Source organism: Streptomyces sp. NPDC015345, from assembly GCF_043078805.1.
In the GTDB taxonomy this organism is placed as follows: Bacteria; Actinomycetota; Actinomycetes; order Streptomycetales; family Streptomycetaceae; genus Streptomyces.
Map to the genome: position 1 here is coordinate 288,813 of NZ_JBIBTX010000002.1, position 14,877 is coordinate 303,689.

Sequence of the window (14,877 nt, forward strand, 5' to 3'; positions counted from 1 at the left end):
CGTAAGAATTGGCCGGTGCAGACTAAGAGTGCGAGCCAGGACGGGGTGGGCAAGTGAGCAGCAGTCAGCGCCACGACGTCACCGACGAACAGTGGGAAGGGCTCGCCCAGGTCGTACCGCTGCGCAGCCGCAACGAATGGCCTTCATGGCCCGGACACCGCGCGCTGCCCGAAGCGGAGACCGAGACACGCCGGCGGTTCGTGGTGATGCGGGTCAACGTCTTCTCGGACGCCCGCGAGGTCGCCGAGACGGTCATGTCGCAGATCCCGGTCCTGCTCGACCTGACGGGCGCCGAGACGGACGTCGCCAAGCGCGTCCTCGACTTCAGCAGCGGTGTGGTGATGGGCCTCGGCTGCGGCATGCACCGGGTCGACAAGAACGTCTTCCTCCTCGCCCCGCCCGGCACGGAGGTGCAGGGTCTGGTGGAGGCCGTGGCACAGCCCTGACCGCCGGGACAGGCCCGGGACGGTCGGCGCCGCCCGTCTCCCGTCACCCGCTTGCCGCGTCCTCGGCACCAATCGGTGACCTTGGGGGGATGGTGTTCGTTAAGGACCCGTCCCGGGTCAACGAAGGCACTCTGTGCCGGTGGAGTAAGGGTGTCGCATGGCGACCTTGTGTCGGCCGGCCGTCTCGGTTCCGGAATACGTCATCACCATGGAGGACACGCTGGAGCTGGCTCGCACGCGCCATGCGGGCCATCCCCAGCTGCCTCTGGCGTTGCGCCTGATCGAGAACACCGGCGTACGGACCCGGCGTCTGGTGCAGCCGATCGCCCAGACGCTCACGCACCCGGGCTTCGAGGAGCGCAACCGGCTGTACGCGGCCGAGGCGAAGGCCCGTGTGCCGATGGTCGTGCGGCGCGCGCTGGAGGACGGCGAGCTGCGGGCCGCCGACATCGACATGATCATCTATGTGTCCTGCACCGGGTTCATGATGCCCTCGCTCACCGCCTGGCTGATCAACTCGATGGGCTTCCGGTCCACCACGCGGCAACTGCCGATCGCGCAGCTGGGCTGCGCGGCGGGCGGGGCGGCGATCAACCGGGCGCACGACTTCTGCACGGCCCACCCGGGGGCGAACGTGCTGATCGTGGCCTGCGAGTTCTGCTCGCTGTGCTACCAGCCCACCGACGTCGGTGTCGGATCGCTGCTGTCCAACGGCCTGTTCGGAGACGGTGTGGCCGCCGCCGTCGTCCGCGGGACCGGCGGCTACGGCATCCGCCTGGAACGCAACGGCTCGTACCTCATCCCGGAGACCGAGGACTGGATCGCGTACGACGTACGGGCGACCGGTTTCCACTTCCTGCTGGACAAGCGCGTACCGGGCACCATGGAGCCGCTGGCCCCCGCACTGAGCGACCTCGCGGACGACCACGGCTGGGACGCGTCCGACCTCGACTTCTACATCGTGCACGCCGGCGGGCCACGCATCCTCGACGACCTGAGCACCTTCCTGCACGTCGACCCGGAGGCCTTCCGCCACAGCAGGGCCACCCTGAGCGAGTACGGGAACATCGCAAGCGCCGTCGTACTGGACGCGCTGCGCCGGCTGTTCGACGAGGGAGGCGCCGCGGACCAGGCGCGCGGCCTCCTGGCCGGATTCGGCCCCGGCATCACCGCCGAGATGGCACTGGGCCGGTGGAGCCGCACGTCCTGCCCCGCTCCCCAGGAAACCCGATGACCGCCCACCCCCTGATCACGGCGACCCCGGGCAGCGGCCTGGTCGTCCCGCCCGGTGAGGGCCGTACGCTGCGCGCGGCCGCCCAGGACGTGACGTTCAAGGTGACCGGCGGGCAGTCGCGCTTCTCGTCGAGCTTCGAGGTGCTCGTACCGCCCGGTTTCGACGTCGGGGCCCACGTCCACGCCCGCAGCGAGGAACTGTTCTACGTCCTCGAGGGCGAACTCGACGTCCTCGCCTTCGAGCCAGGGGTACGCACCGCGGACAGCTGGCGGGGATGGCAGTCGCCGAAGGGCGAGCGCGTGGTCCGTGCCACGCCCGGCACGGTCATCCTGGTCCCGCCCGGCTGCCCGCACGCCTTCGCCAACCCCACCGGCGACCCGGCCCGGATGTTCTTCCAGTCGTCCCCGCCTCCGAACCACGAGCGCTACTTCGAGGAACTCCTGGAGATCCTCTCCGCCGACGGGCCCGTGGACCACGAGGCCATCACCGCGCTGCGCCGCCGCTACGACATCGAGCAGCTCACCCCGCTGCGCCACGACCCGCCGACGCGAAGCCGGCCATGACGAGGAGCCAGTGATGCAGGACGGGCCCGCCCCGCTGTACGAGGTGTCGGACTTGGCCGCCCTCGACTTCGACCCCTTTCTGCGCCAAGCGCTGCGGACCGAACCGGTCATCCGGATCCGACTGCCCCACGGAGCCCCCGGCGAGTGCTGGCTGGCGACACGGCACGACGCCGTCCGGTTCGTCACCTCTGACTCCAGATTCACCCGTGACATCGTCGGCCGACCGCTGCCCACCATGAACAGGTACCTCATCCCGCTGGACCGCGCGGTCAGCTTCGTCGACCCGCCCGACCACACCCGCGTCCGTTCCGTGGTCTCCTCGGCGTTCAACCGCTCCGGCATGGCGGCCCTGCGCCCTCGCGCCCAGGCCGTGCTCGACCGGCTCGTCGACGCCATGGTCGCCGCCGGGCCGCCCGCCGACCTCATCCAGCACGTGACCTCTCCCTTCCCCATGCATGTCATCGGAGCCATGCTGGGCGTACCGGAAGCAGACCGGCCGCGCCTGCGCACGTGGGCGAGCGCCGTCCTGACCCGGGCGAAGGACGAGACGGAGGTCGAGCGCGCACAGCTCGTCAAGGAAGAGGCCCGCGCCTTCTTCCTGGAACTGGCCCGCGAACGCCGGCGCCGGCCGCAGGACGACCTCGTCAGCGAACTGGGAGCCGCCGTCGACAGCGGCAGGATCGAGGAGGAGGAACTCCTCGCCCTGGCCACGCTGATGGCGCTCAACGGCTGGCACGCGGTACGCAACCACACCTCCAACATGGTCTACGTCCTGCTCACCGACGAGAGCCTGCGGAGCCGGCTGCGATCCGACCCGCGGGCCGTACCGGCGGCCGTGGAAGAACTGCTGCGCTGGATCCCCCACAAGCACGGCGTGGGGCAAGCCCGCATCGCCACCGAGGACGTGGAGGTCGCGGGCGTCCTGGTCCGCCGAGGCGAGGCCGTCTACGTCTCGTACGTCGCGGCGAACTGGGACGAACGGTGCTACCCCGAACCGCACCGGATCGACATCGACCGCGAGGGCCCGCCCCACCTCGCCTTCGGCTACGGCCCCCACCACTGCGTCGCGCCGCTGCTGGCCCGCATGGAGGCCGAGCTGCTGCTGACCACGCTGCTCGCACGCCTCCCCGACCTGCGACTGGCCGTCGATCCCGCGCAGGTGCCCTGGCAGAAGGACGTACTCATCCGAGGGCCGGTGGCACTGCCGGTCACCTGGTAGCGGCGAGCCGTCCACGGCGTCGCCCGGGTCGTTGTCGGCCACGGGCGCGCGGTCTTCCCGTGAACCACCGGCCCTTCCCCGTACCGGCCGCCCCCGCGGCACCGGCCGTCGGCGGGGCGCGGCAGGCCGGACCGCTATGGGTCCCCGCCGGGCTTCGGCCACCGCCGACGGCCGGGGCGCCGCCCGAACCGTGCCCCCTCGGCTGCCGCGGCCGGAAACCCCGGCACCAATCACGCCACCGGCAAACCCCTCCGGCAAGAGCCGCCATGCCGACTCAAACCCCTGGTTACGCAGCCGTGTTGCCGCCGCCTACCGTGAACGCCGCATGGCACCCGCACGTCCCATCCGACGTCTGCGTCCACCGGGGAGAATCCGTGGCCATCGAATCCGGTACCTACTTCATCAAGTGCGCCGCCTACGCGGACCGCGTGCTCGACCTGAGCGGCGGCATCACCGCGCCCAACGTGCCCGTCATCGGCTGGCACTGGCAGAAGAGCGAGAACCAGAAGTGGGAGATCACCCAGACGCACAGCCCGTACGAGGTCATCATCAGGTCGGTCCTCGGTGAGCTCTTCCTGAACCTCTCCACCGACCGGTCGTACCCGCCCAAGCTGGCCGTCCAGCCGTTCTACGTCGTCTGGTCGCTCGCCCCCGTGGCCGAGAACGCCTACCGCGTCAGCTACCCCGGCACCCTCCAGGTCGCCACGCTCTCCAGTGACTCCGAGGGCACCCAGGCCATCATCGAGTCCGGCACCCTGTCCCCGAGCCAGGAGTGGCTGTTCGAGCGCGCCTGACGAGAAACCGAGGAGCTCCCGTTCACCGGCCCGACCCCGGTGGGCGGGAGTTCGGCTGTATCCCCTCGGAGAGGCGGTGTGGGGGAGCTTCGGGGGGAATCCCCCGATCGTAGGAAGGTCGGCTTGGCGGAACGGTTCGCCCCGTGCGACGCCGCTTAGCTTCCGGACATGACGGTGTTCTCCCCGGTGCCGGCCGCTCGGCCGCCGGCAGGCCTGGACCGGCCGCAGGTCACCGAGCTGCGGCTGTCCGCCTTCGCCGGGCATCGCGGCACGGTCCTCCCGTTCGGTCCGCTCACGCTGATCACGGGACCCAGCGGCAGCGGCAAGACCAGCGCGCTGCGGGCGTACGAGGCCCTCGCGCGGCTCAGCGCCGGTGCCGAACTGGTCGACGTCTTCGACGACCCCGCGGCGTGCGTGCCCGAACGGGCCCGCGCCGACGGCCAGCGGCGCCGCGGGTTCCGCATCGGCTGCACGGTCGAGGGGCCCGCAGGCACCATCCGGCTCGACCTCGCCGTCCAGGCCGAACCGGAACTCCGCGTCGTGGGCGAGCGGTTGACGCGTGGCGGCCTCGCCCTCCTGGAGACGGCGCTGCGCGACCCCGGGCGGCGCATGGTCCAGGCCGCCTGGCACACCGCGGGCACCGCGCCCGTGACCCGCGCCCCCATGCCGGACGACCGGCTCGGCACGGCGCTCGTGCCGCTGCGCGTGGCGGGCAAGACCGACGGGCAGCGCCTGGTGCTCGCGGCGGCCGAACAGGTCGTCGTCGCGCTGCGCTCGGCGTTCGCCTGCGATCCGCGGCCCAGCCGGATGCGCGCCCCGGTCCCGGCCGGACTGATCGGCGCGGGCCGCCTGCTGAGCGGCTGCGACAACCTCGCGGAGGTCCTGTGGCGCACCCGCGCCGAGTGCGCGGGACGCCACGCGCTGCTCGTCACGGCGGTGCGCGAAGGATGCGCGGGGCCGGTCGCCGACGTGTTCGCCGAGGAGGCGGAGGACGGATCGGTGCAGGCGTTCATCGACCGGGGGGACGGTGTGCGTACGCCTCTGGCACGCCTCGGCGACAGCGAGTTGAGGTACCTCGCGCTGGCGCTCGTCCTGCTCACAGGACCCGGTGTCCTGGCCGTCGATCCGGTCGCGGAGGTCCCGGAGGCGTACCAGACCCTCACCGTCCTCGCCGACGACCTCGACCGCCGACTGGACGCGCGGCAGGTGCGCGCGCTCGGCGAACTGGCGGCGCGGACCTGCGCCCGCGGCCACATCCGCCTGGTCGGGGCGGTGCGCGACGCCGCCGGGGCGGCCGACGCCGCCGACGCCTCGGTGGTAGACCTGGGGCGTGACGGAACGACTTGATGTGGCGGGACTGCAACGAAGGCTGGCCCGGTTCGCGGCGGCCCGCGACTGGGAGCAGTACCACACCCCGAAGAACCTGGCCGCCGCGCTCAGCGTGGAGGCGTCCGAACTGGTCGAGATCTTCCAGTGGTTGACGCCGGAGCAGTCGGAACAGGTGATGCGGGACCCGGACACCGCGCACCGGGTGACGGACGAGGTGGCCGATGTCCTCGCGTATCTGCTCCAGTTCTGCGAGGTCCTGGGGATCGACGCGCTGGCCGCGCTCGCGGCGAAGATCGAGCGGAACGAGGAGCGTTTTCCGGCTCCCGAGGGCCCGTAGCACCCCTTCCTCGATATTTTCGTCACTCTCCGGAGTGGATGCCTTGTCCAATTTCGATTACTTGTCCACAGAATTCCGCCCTCCCCTGGCTTTTCGCCCGGATGAGTATCACTCTGGGTAGTGGACAGGCGAGTTCGGGCGGACGTGCGGTGTGGGCGCGCGGGATGGATGGGGGGCTGCGCATGGACGCGATGCGGCTCATCGAGGTGAACCGGCGTGCGCTGGCGCTGAGCCAGGACCCGATCGGCATCGTCGTGGAGGTGTGGCAGTCGCAGGCGCTCGCGCAGGCGATCGGCAGCCGCCTCGCGGTCACGGGCCCTCCCGAGTTACGGGGCGAGGCGCTGGGGCTGAGCGAAGTGGGCGGCAGGGCCTGCGGACTGCTCGACGCCCCGCACCTCGGGACGGAGGACATCAGAGCCGCGCGGCTCACCGAGACCGGCGACACCCATGCGGTCCTGGTCGCCCTCGACCGGCTCCTCGGCGAGGTCGGCATCGCGCTCGTCGGTGTCGCGATGGGTGCCGCCGACGAGGGGGTGTACTGGCAGTGCATGGAGGCGATAGACGCCGCCGACGAGTCGAGGGACCGGGTCCTTGAGATGCTGCGCAGGCTCGCGGTGCGCGAGCGCGGTCTGCCGGAGCCCGACTCGGCGGCGGGGCCGGCATGAGGCGCCGGTGCGCGCCGGCGCCGCCCGGGCGGGGCGGCGGTGCCGACGCTTTTTCACCCGACCGGGGCAGCCGCGGACCGGCGGGACCGGCGGGGCCGACGGGCATGCGACCGGGCAGGATGGAGCCATGGATCTTCGCATCTTCACCGAGCCCCAGCAAGGGGCGACCTACGACACCCTGCTCACCGTCGCCAAGGCCGCGGAGGACCTCGGCTTTGACGCCTTCTTCCGCTCCGACCACTACCTGCGCATGGGCTCCGCCGACGGGCTGCCAGGTCCCACGGACGCGTGGATCACCCTGGCCGGGCTCGCGCGGGAGACCAGGCGGATCAGGCTGGGCACGCTCATGACGGCGGGCACCTTCCGCCTGCCCGGCGTCCTCGCGATCCAGGTGGCGCAGGTCGACCAGATGTCCGGCGGCCGGGTCGAACTGGGCCTCGGGGCAGGCTGGTTCGAGGAGGAGCACAAGGCGTATGGCATCCCCTTCCCGAAGGAGAAGTTCGCCCGCCTGGAGGAGCAGCTGGAGATCGTCACCGGCCTGTGGGCCACGGAGATCGGCCAGACCTTCGACTTCGACGGCAAGCACTACCGGCTCACCGACTCCCCGGCCCTGCCCAAGCCCGCGCAGGCCAAGGTGCCCGTGCTCATCGGCGGCCACGGCGCGACGCGCACCCCGCGCCTCGCCGCGCGGTACGCCGACGAGTTCAACATCCCCTTCGCCTCGGTCGAGGACAGCGAGCGGCAGTTCGGCCGGGTCCGCGCGGCGGCCGAGCAGGCCGGGCGCAAGGGCGGCGACCTGGTCTACTCCAGCGCCCTTGTGGCCTGCGTCGGCAAGGACGACGCGGAGGTCGCCCGGCGCGCGGCGGCCATCGGACGGGAGGTGGACGAGCTCAAGGCCAACGGCCTCGCGGGCTCCCCGGCCGAGGTCGTCGACAAGATCGGGCGGTACGAGGCGATCGGCGCGAGCCGCATCTACCTCCAGTGCCTGGACCTCGCCGACCTGGACCACCTGGAGCTGATCTCCTCGCAGGTTCAGTCCCAGCTGTCCTAGCCGCCGGTCCGGTCCACGTGGCGGCCCCCCAGTCGTGGCCGCCGGGCGCACCCCTCCGGTGCCCGGCGGCCACTCCCACGGCCGGTCGCGCGGTCCCGCTGCCCGGCGTCGGGGCGGTTACTGCCCGGTCGAGCGGCCGAAGAACTCCAGCTCGGCGATGGCCACCTGGCGGTTGTCCGCCACGCCGTACGCGGAGCGCAGGATCAGCCGTGCGCTCACCGCGTCCCGTACGCGTACGTCGATCTTCTGGATGCCGCCGTCGTTGATCCGGCGGTGCATGGTGTGCTCCTTGCCCGCCGAATCGCTGACCACCAGGTCGAATTCCATGGGCCTGGCCTGCTGGGCGGCCTGGGCGGTGCGGGGGGAGGTGCCCGGCGTGATGAGCAGGTTGAGCAGGTCGGTGGGCTGGCCGAAGTCGGCCTGGATCCACTGGCCCGCCGAGTCGCCCGCGTAACCCGTGCCCCACCAGGTGTTGGAGTAGCCGTCGAAGGCCAGCTTCGCCGCCTGCTTGGGGGCGGAGTGCGAGGCGCTGGAGTCGGTCGGGTGCACGGGCACCCGCTTGGCGAAGTGGTCCTGCACGGCGCGGGCGGCCGGGGGCCCGCCGAAGATGCCGCCGGCCACCAGGCCGACGACCACCGCGACGCCCACGGCGCGGGCGATCCACCGGGTGCGGTCGCGGTGCAGGCGCGGCCGTTGACCGGCGTACGGGCCTTCGGCGGTCGTGGCCGCGGAGTCCTTCAGGGGGGTGGCGCAGCTGCGGCAGAAGTGCCGGCGCGGGGCGTTGGCCGTCCCGCAGCCACGGCACGGGGCGCCGGACTCGGGCTCGGCAGGCACGGCGGGCCGGCGTACGCGCGGGCGCGCCGCCTCGGGCCTGCCCGGCAGCACACCGCCCGGTGTCTCCGCGGGGGCGACGGGCTCGGAGGCCTCCGGTACGGGGACGAGCAGCGAGCGGATGGCGGTGTCGGACATGCCGGTTCCGGAGGACGAGCCGCGCGGGGGTGTCCCACCGGAGGAGGAACTGTCGGGAGACGAGTTGCCGGGGGGCGCGCTGCCCGAGGGTGTCCCGGACGCGGGTGCGCCGCCGGAGCCGCCCGATGCCGAGTCGCTTGACGACGAGGCGCCCGCGGGTGTGCTGCCGGGGGGCTCGGTCGGTGCGGTCGTCGGGAGCGGGACGGTGGTGTCCGTGGCGCCCGGTGCGGGAGTGGGCGCGGGCGCGGGGCGGTCCGAGGCGGCGGCCTGGTGCGGACGGGGCGGGGCGGGAGTGCTCGGGGCGGCGGCGCCGTCCTGGGCGGGGGCGTTCACCGGGCTCGCCGGGGTGTCCCAGCGGAGGAAGGCGCCGCAGGAGTCGCAGAAGGACTGGCCCCGCTGCCGGGCGGGGGCGCCGCACTCGGGACACGAGGGGCTGGGGGACGTGGAGGAGGCAGGGGAAGGGGAGTTGGGCATCGGGTCCGTCTCAGGCTGCTCGGGCATCAGGTTCCTTCAGGGGAGGGCAGGGCGGTCACCTCGGCCGTGAAGGGGAGGTGGGCGGGGCGGGCCGCGGCGACCACGGACCGCAGGCGGTAGGGGTCCACCGAGGCCGGGTCGGGCACCCGCAGGGTCACGTGCAGGCCGGGGCGCGGAGCCCCGGGGAAGGGGCCGAGCGGACGCGCGGACCAGGTCGCGCCGCCGCTCTCGGTGATCAGGGGCCGTACGCCGAAGGCCAGTTCGACGGCGGCGGACAGGCCGCGGCGGGTGCCGCGCACCCGGTGCAGGGCCACGGCCGAGGCCACCGCGTGGCGGCGCAACGACAGCGGCTCGGTGCCGTCGAGCTCCGTGCCGACCCAGTCCGTGAGCCAGCCGAGGAAGTCCTCGGGCGCCAGGGCGGGCGTGAAGTACGCCTCCAGGCAGTCCAGGACCGTGAAGACGGGCGCCAGCACGATGTCGAGACCGGAGACGAAGCGCAGCGCGAAGTCGTCGTCGGCGAAGACCGCGGGCAGCTGCTCGCCCAGCGGATGCGCGGAGACCAGCGACGGCAGCGAACCGCGCCGCGAGCCGCCCCCCGGCCCCGAAGAGGCGGCGCCCCCGGCCTTGCGCAGCAGTGCGGGACCCGAGCCCACCGAGCCCACCGAGCCCGTCGGCGCCGTCATCGCGCCTCGATGACGCGCACGCGGTGGTCGAAGGGGAACAGCAGCGCGGACGGGGTGAGTTCGATGCGGTCGGTGGCGTCGCCCCGGCGGCCCGTGAGGGGGTCGGCCGGGTGCAGGAGGACCTCGTCGACCAGCTCCACGCCCGGCACCCGCTGGAGCGCCGCGAAGATCTCGCCCGCCCGCAGCGGGCGCCCGAACGGCCAGCCCGCGCCGTGCGCCCCGCCGGTCAGCGGGTCCAGGTAGGCGTAGAGCGCGTCGAGGGCCTCCGCCCGCACCCGCTCGGCCTGCGCGGCGCGGAAGGAGTGCAGCGTCGCGACGACCGTGACGCCCTGGTAGAAGGGTGGCCCGACCGCGAGCCGGGTGCCGATGGGGCGGCGGTCGTCGAGGAAGTCCGTGACGCGGGAGAGCAGTTCGTCGCCGGGGACCAGTTGCTCGAAGCGGAGGCGGCCGCCGCGGTCCGGCACGGCCTGCGGGACGACGAGGACCCGCACCGCGTTCTCGCCCGCGTCCGCCGCGTCGGCGGCCAGGCAGTGGATGCGAGCCGTCTCGGGCGCCGCGCGCCGCGCGAGCTCCTCGTAGTCGCGCGCGGTGACCGCCCGCTCCTGGGCGCGCAGCGCGATCGGCGCGCGGACCTTGGCCTCCTGCACCGTCTCGCCGTCCACCCCGCCGCGCGCCGCCTCGCGGTTCTCCACCCGGGCGACGTACGGGATGGAGCTGCGCAGCACCTGGATCGCGCCGCGCGCCACATTGCCCGCGCGCCCGCCGCCGGTGCGGTAGCGAGTGGCGCGCAGGGCGGCGCCCTTGGCGGGCACCGCGCCGAACTGCCGCAGCGACCCGTCCGGTTCGCGTACGGCGGGGCCGAAGGCGATCTCGCCGGTCGCCGCGTCCAGCGTCACATGCCGGTCGTGCGGCCCCGACGCCGCGAAGTGGTCCACGACCTGCCACTCCTGCCAGCCCACGCCGTCCTCGTCGGAGCCCCCGGCGCCCTCGGAGACTTCCAGGAGGAGCGGCGGCCGGTCGGCGACGACCGGGGCCTGGGCGAGCCGGACCCGCTGGCCCGGCACGCCCGTGGAGTCGCCGAGCAGCTCGTCGCGCACGACGTCGGCGTGCGCGACGACCGTCGTCCCGCCGATGGTGAACGCGGACGCCGCCCGCACGGTCGGCGACGCGCTGTAGAACGGCTGCCCCTGCGCGGCCTCGACGACGCGGCACCGCACCCAGCCCGCGTCCTGCCGCCCCACCCGCGAGACGACGTGCCCGGCCGGGATGTGCAGGACGACGTCGCCGGGCCGGTTGAGGCCGCCGGTGGAGTCCTCCTCCACCTCGCACTCCGTCCAGCCCTCGGCGGTCCACGCCTCCCAGACCAGCGGCGGCTGGCGCGGGTCGACGCCGACACCGTCGACGCGGCTGTCCAGCTGGAGCACGGCCACATTGCGCGGCACGGCGGCACTCAGCCCGAACAGCAGCGTGTCGCCCGGCCGCGGGTGCTCGGCGAAGACCCCCACGTCGCGCCCGCCGAAGACGTCCTGCCCGCAGTCCTGCGGGGTGCCTGCCGCCTCCTGGCGCAGGATGGCGTCCAGTTCGCAGGGCACCACCGTCAGGTCGGCCTCGGTCGCGAAGGCCACCGCCTCCTCGGTCTCCGTGCGGCTGGTGGCCACCTCCGTACCGGCGGGCAGCACCACCGGCTCGGGCTGCGGCGCCGAGAGCCAGAAGGTGACGTCGGCGCGGGCCGCCGAGGGCGGGAAGAGGGTGACGCCGAGCAGGTCGAGGAAGGCCAGGTGGTTCTTCTCGGGCACGCGGTTGAGGCGGTAGACGACCTGGTCGGCCATGTGCGCGACCGCCTCGACGAGGGTGACGCCCGGGTCGGAGACGTTGTGATCGGTCCACTCCGGGCAGCGCTGCTGGATGTAGCGCTTGGCGTCGTCGACGAACTGCTGGAAACGCCGGTCGTCGAGGTGGGGTGCGGGCAGGGCCATCGGACTTCAGACTCCGCTCTCTGATTCCGTGGACGGGATCACGTAGAAGGGAAAGACGAGGCTGCGCGGGTTGTTGGTGCCGCGCACGGTGTAGCTCACGTCGATGAACAGGACGGACGGATCGTCGGGCGCCGGGCCGACCTCGACGTCGATGACCTCGATGCGGGGCTCCCACCGGTCGAGCGAGGACCGCACCTCGTACCGGATCCGGCCCGCCGTCGCCTCGTTGACCGGCGCGAACACCAGGTCGTGGACGGCGCAGCCGAACTCGGGCCGCATCGGCCGCTCACCGGGTGCCGTGGCGAGCACCAGCCGGATCGACTCCTCGATCTCGCGTTCGCGGCGGGCCAGCGCTATGCCGCCGCCCGCGTCCGTGCGCAGCGGGAAGGTCCAGCCCGCGCCGACGAACTGCTCACTCATCTCTGTCGCCCTCTCGGAACGGAACGCATGAACGCATGTCTGTCGCGCCCCTTAGAACGGAATGCCGTTGCGCAGGACGGCCGGTGCGCTCAGCGCGACCGTGGCCGGCGAGCTGATGGCCGCCGCGGCGCCCGCGTTGACGGCCACCGCGCCGACCGCGCTGACGGTGACCGCGCCCACCGAGTTGACCGCGATCGCGCCGGCCGACTTGAGGCTGACCATGCCGGTCGCGTTGATGTCCGCCGCGCCGCCCGCGACGACGCCGAACTTCGCGCCCGCCTTGATGTCCACGGCCCCGCCCGCACTCATCGTCAGCGAGCCGCCCGCGGTCAGCGACAGGTTGCCGCCCGCCCTGATGCTGACGTTGCGGGTGCCGGAGATGGACACCGAACCGTCGCTGCGGATCGTCACGCTGGTGCGCGTCTCGTCCATGTGGACGGTGAGCCGGCCGTTGCCGGTCTGCAACCGGATGCCGCTCTTCATGCGCGACTTGGCGTCCACCAGCTCCACTGTGTGACCGCTGCGCGAGGCCATGGAGCGCCAGTTGACCCGGCCGCTGGTCGGGTCGATGGGCTGTAGGCCGTCCGTGTTGGGCGTCGGCTTGTCGACACCGTTGTACAACCCGGCGAGTACGTACGGATGTTCGAGCGAGCCCCGGTCGAACGCCACCAGCACCTCGTCGCCGACCTCGGGCAGCATCAGGCCGCCGCCCCGCACACCGCCCAGCTGCGCGATGCGGCACCAGTCGCTCTCGTACGTCTCCGAGAGCCACGGGAAGCGCAGCTTGACGCGGTTCAGCTTGAGCGGGTCCTTGGCGTTGCTGACCAGGGCCATGGCGACGCCCGGCATCGGCGGCGCGGCGTCGGCGCCACCCGAGGCGAGGCCGTACAGCGAGCGGAACTGCCGCCCCGACACCGTCAGCCAGGTCGTGAACTGCCGCCCCGATTCGAAGACATGGCGCACGCCGGTCGCCGTGTACTTCCCCTCGAAGGGGAAACCGGCGCCCTTCAGAGCCACGGGCTGCCCCGGCCTCAGGTCCGGGTTGCCGGTGACCGCGACCTCCAGCTCCGCGAAGGAACCGGCCACGTCGTCCGCCAACGCCTGCGCCGCGTGACGCACTTGGGCCTGCGTGGTGTACGGAGTATGTGTACTGGTCAGTTCGGCCTTACCGAAGGGCCGCGAGAGCTGGGCGGGCGTGATGTCGGCGACGATGTCCTTGCTGCTGACCGCCGGGGCCCGCGCGGACAGGGGCCGCTTGGTCCGCATGTCCCAGCCGCGCGCCTCCGCCGTGGAGACCTGCCCGGCGGCGGTCACCGCGACGCGGCTGTGCAGCGCGTTGTGCTTGAATTCGAGGACGTAGGGGTTCTGCGCGGCGGGCGTCGTGTCGGCGGGCGCGCCCGCGGCGGGCTTGAGCTTGCCGAAGCACAGCTTGCCGTTCTCGTCGAACGACAGGTGGGCGTCGTTCTCCTGGGCGAGGCGCGACAGGAAGTCCCAGTCGGTGATGTTGGGCTGGGTGGCCAGTTCGTAGACCGTCGGCGTCGCCTCGATCTTGCCGAGCTTCAGGCTGTTGAGGGCGGCCACGCGGCGCACGATGTCGGAGGCCGTCATGTTCGGGAAGCCCTGCACGCGGCGGTTGCGCAGCAGCCGGTGTCCGGGGTCGTAGCCGCGTACGACGAGGGACTTGCCGCCCCCGTCGGCGTCCACCTCCAGGGCGGTCACCTCGCCGGTCAGCATCGGCTTGCCGCGCACGCCGTCCGTGAACGGACACAGGACGGCCTTGGCGCCCACCTCGATCTGCGGGAACTTCTCCAGGATGTCACCGCCCTCGTCGGCGAACGTGAGCTGGAAGGCGGACGGCACGTTCACGCTGGAGTCCACCCAGCCCTCGACGAGCAGGACCGCCAGCTTGTCGGGCAGCCGGGCGCCGCCGATCTCGGCGTGCAGGACGCTCGTGTACGTCTTCTCGCTCATGCGGACTCCCTGTGCGCGGGCGCGGGGCGGGCCTCTTCGGCGGCGGGCAGCAGCAGTTCGGTGCCGGGTCTCAGCCGCATCGGGTCGTCGATGTCGTTCGCCTCGGCGATCAGCCGCCAGCGGGTGGCGTCGCCGTACTCCCGCCAGGCGAGCGAGGCCAGCGAGTCACCGGCCACGGTGCGGTGCACGCGGCGGGCGGAGAGCGCGCCGGACGTCGGGTTCTGCCCCTTGGTGGGCATCGCCACTTCGGTGAGCGACAGCGCGCACGTCGCGCGGATCGGCTCGCCGGTCGGATTGAACAGGGTGTACGTCGCGCTGACACTGGTCACGTACGCCACGAACTGCACGGTGTTGAACGACCCCCAGGAGAACCGCACCCAGGGCGGCGAGGGCCGCTTGGAGGTCACGCTCTGCGGCGTCACCTCGCAGCAGGAGAGCAGCAGCTCCACCTGCTTCTGCACCTTGCCGGAGTTCGGCGCCCCCGAGGAGTCGAGGAAGACCTCCAGCTGGAGCGTGGCGGGCACGGATCCGGTGAACTTCGGCGGCGCGCCCCGCATGTAGGCCACCGCGGGCTGCGTGCGCCACTCCGCGGAGCGGCCCATCTGGAGCTGCGTCGGGTTGAACTGGAACTCGACCTCGCCGATCTTCCCGCCCAGCGAGCCGCCCAGGTCGGTGGGCGGCTGATGGATGGCGAGCGCGGCCCGTACGAGGCTCGCGCCCGCCTTGCCGCCGGTCGGCGCGGCCAT

General features: G+C 72.8%; 15 protein-coding genes. 9 read left to right on the top strand and 6 right to left on the bottom strand.

Annotated elements, in window-relative coordinates:
- Positions 1-53: 53 nt before the first annotated feature.
- The 9 genes from ACF062_RS07665 (at position 54) to ACF062_RS07705 (ending at position 7,638) form a co-directional block, all read left to right on the top strand.
- Positions 54-446, top strand: a complete 393-nt coding sequence (locus ACF062_RS07665; RefSeq protein ID WP_205039809.1) for a cell division protein SepF — start codon at positions 54-56, stop codon at positions 444-446.
- 157 nt (positions 447-603) lie between these two features.
- Positions 604-1,680, top strand: coding sequence for a type III polyketide synthase (locus ACF062_RS07670; protein WP_392136871.1), 1,077 nt, complete (start codon positions 604-606; stop codon positions 1,678-1,680).
- A complete protein-coding gene (locus ACF062_RS07675) occupies positions 1,677-2,243 on the top strand; it encodes a cupin domain-containing protein (protein WP_392136872.1) in 567 nt (188 codons plus the stop codon). Before ACF062_RS07670 ends, ACF062_RS07675 begins: the two co-directional genes overlap by 4 nt.
- A gap of 13 nt (positions 2,244-2,256) precedes the next feature.
- Entirely contained in the window at positions 2,257-3,462 is a 1,206-nt protein-coding gene (locus ACF062_RS07680; RefSeq protein WP_392136873.1) for a cytochrome P450, read from the top strand.
- Between the two features lie 374 nt (positions 3,463-3,836).
- The gene (locus ACF062_RS07685) at positions 3,837-4,256 is read left to right on the top strand and encodes an RICIN domain-containing protein (protein ID WP_356572189.1); all 420 of its coding nucleotides are present in this window, start codon (positions 3,837-3,839) and stop codon (positions 4,254-4,256) included.
- 168 nt (positions 4,257-4,424) lie between these two features.
- Complete coding sequence (locus tag ACF062_RS07690; RefSeq protein WP_392136874.1) at positions 4,425-5,603, top strand: AAA family ATPase; 1,179 nt, start codon at positions 4,425-4,427, stop codon at positions 5,601-5,603.
- A complete protein-coding gene (locus tag ACF062_RS07695; RefSeq protein ID WP_356572185.1) occupies positions 5,587-5,922 on the top strand; it encodes a nucleotide pyrophosphohydrolase in 336 nt (111 codons plus the stop codon). Before ACF062_RS07690 ends, ACF062_RS07695 begins: the two co-directional genes overlap by 17 nt.
- A 182-nt stretch (positions 5,923-6,104) precedes the next feature.
- Complete coding sequence (locus ACF062_RS07700; protein ID WP_392136875.1) at positions 6,105-6,587, top strand: DUF6099 family protein; 483 nt, start codon at positions 6,105-6,107, stop codon at positions 6,585-6,587.
- A gap of 127 nt (positions 6,588-6,714) precedes the next feature.
- Complete coding sequence (locus ACF062_RS07705; protein WP_392136876.1) at positions 6,715-7,638, top strand: LLM class F420-dependent oxidoreductase; 924 nt, start codon at positions 6,715-6,717, stop codon at positions 7,636-7,638.
- Positions 7,639-7,755: 117 nt separating this feature from the next.
- Here ACF062_RS07705 and ACF062_RS07710 read toward each other — a convergent pair whose 3' ends face one another.
- From ACF062_RS07710 to ACF062_RS07735, 6 genes are read right to left on the bottom strand one after another with little or no spacing between them, the layout of a single operon-like run.
- A complete protein-coding gene (locus tag ACF062_RS07710; RefSeq protein WP_392136877.1) occupies positions 7,756-9,108 on the bottom strand; it encodes an NADase-type glycan-binding domain-containing protein in 1,353 nt (450 codons plus the stop codon).
- Entirely contained in the window at positions 9,108-9,764 is a 657-nt protein-coding gene (locus tag ACF062_RS07715; protein ID WP_392136878.1) for a phage tail protein, read from the bottom strand. Before ACF062_RS07715 ends, ACF062_RS07710 begins: the two co-directional genes overlap by 1 nt.
- Positions 9,761-11,740: a putative baseplate assembly protein gene (locus ACF062_RS07720; RefSeq protein ID WP_392136879.1), complete on the bottom strand. Its 1,980-nt coding sequence runs from the start codon at positions 11,738-11,740 to the stop codon at positions 9,761-9,763. The genes ACF062_RS07715 and ACF062_RS07720 overlap by 4 nt, the downstream gene beginning before the upstream one ends.
- Before the next feature lie 6 nt (positions 11,741-11,746).
- Positions 11,747-12,160 carry a GPW/gp25 family protein gene (locus ACF062_RS07725; protein WP_392136880.1) on the bottom strand — a complete coding sequence of 138 codons (414 nt, stop codon included), beginning with the start codon at positions 12,158-12,160 and terminating at the stop codon, positions 11,747-11,749.
- 51 nt (positions 12,161-12,211) lie between these two features.
- On the bottom strand, positions 12,212-14,131 hold the full coding sequence (locus ACF062_RS07730; RefSeq protein ID WP_392136881.1) for a VgrG-related protein: 1,920 nt from the start codon (positions 14,129-14,131) through the stop codon (positions 12,212-12,214).
- A complete protein-coding gene (locus tag ACF062_RS07735; RefSeq protein ID WP_223777373.1) occupies positions 14,128-14,877 on the bottom strand; it encodes a LysM peptidoglycan-binding domain-containing protein in 750 nt (249 codons plus the stop codon). The genes ACF062_RS07730 and ACF062_RS07735 overlap by 4 nt, the downstream gene beginning before the upstream one ends.

What these genes read in the sequence shown, in the direction of transcription:
- ACF062_RS07670 (WP_392136871.1), top strand. Translation starts at nt 604, where the DNA reads ATGGCGACCTTGTGTCGGCCGGCCGTCTCGGTTCCGGAATACGTCATC.
- ACF062_RS07720 (WP_392136879.1), bottom strand. Translation starts at nt 11,740, where the DNA reads ATGGCCCTGCCCGCACCCCACCTCGACGACCGGCGTTTCCAGCAGTTC.
- ACF062_RS07725 (WP_392136880.1), bottom strand. Translation starts at nt 12,160, where the DNA reads ATGAGTGAGCAGTTCGTCGGCGCGGGCTGGACCTTCCCGCTGCGCACG.
- ACF062_RS07710 (WP_392136877.1), bottom strand. Translation starts at nt 9,108, where the DNA reads ATGCCCGAGCAGCCTGAGACGGACCCGATGCCCAACTCCCCTTCCCCT.
- ACF062_RS07700 (WP_392136875.1), top strand. Translation starts at nt 6,105, where the DNA reads ATGGACGCGATGCGGCTCATCGAGGTGAACCGGCGTGCGCTGGCGCTG.
- ACF062_RS07715 (WP_392136878.1), bottom strand. Translation starts at nt 9,764, where the DNA reads ATGACGGCGCCGACGGGCTCGGTGGGCTCGGTGGGCTCGGGTCCCGCA.
- ACF062_RS07680 (WP_392136873.1), top strand. Translation starts at nt 2,257, where the DNA reads ATGCAGGACGGGCCCGCCCCGCTGTACGAGGTGTCGGACTTGGCCGCC.
- ACF062_RS07730 (WP_392136881.1), bottom strand. Translation starts at nt 14,131, where the DNA reads ATGAGCGAGAAGACGTACACGAGCGTCCTGCACGCCGAGATCGGCGGC.
- ACF062_RS07690 (WP_392136874.1), top strand. Translation starts at nt 4,425, where the DNA reads ATGACGGTGTTCTCCCCGGTGCCGGCCGCTCGGCCGCCGGCAGGCCTG.
- ACF062_RS07675 (WP_392136872.1), top strand. Translation starts at nt 1,677, where the DNA reads ATGACCGCCCACCCCCTGATCACGGCGACCCCGGGCAGCGGCCTGGTC.
- ACF062_RS07735 (WP_223777373.1), bottom strand. Translation starts at nt 14,877, where the DNA reads ATGGCCGCGCCGACCGGCGGCAAGGCGGGCGCGAGCCTCGTACGGGCC.
- ACF062_RS07705 (WP_392136876.1), top strand. Translation starts at nt 6,715, where the DNA reads ATGGATCTTCGCATCTTCACCGAGCCCCAGCAAGGGGCGACCTACGAC.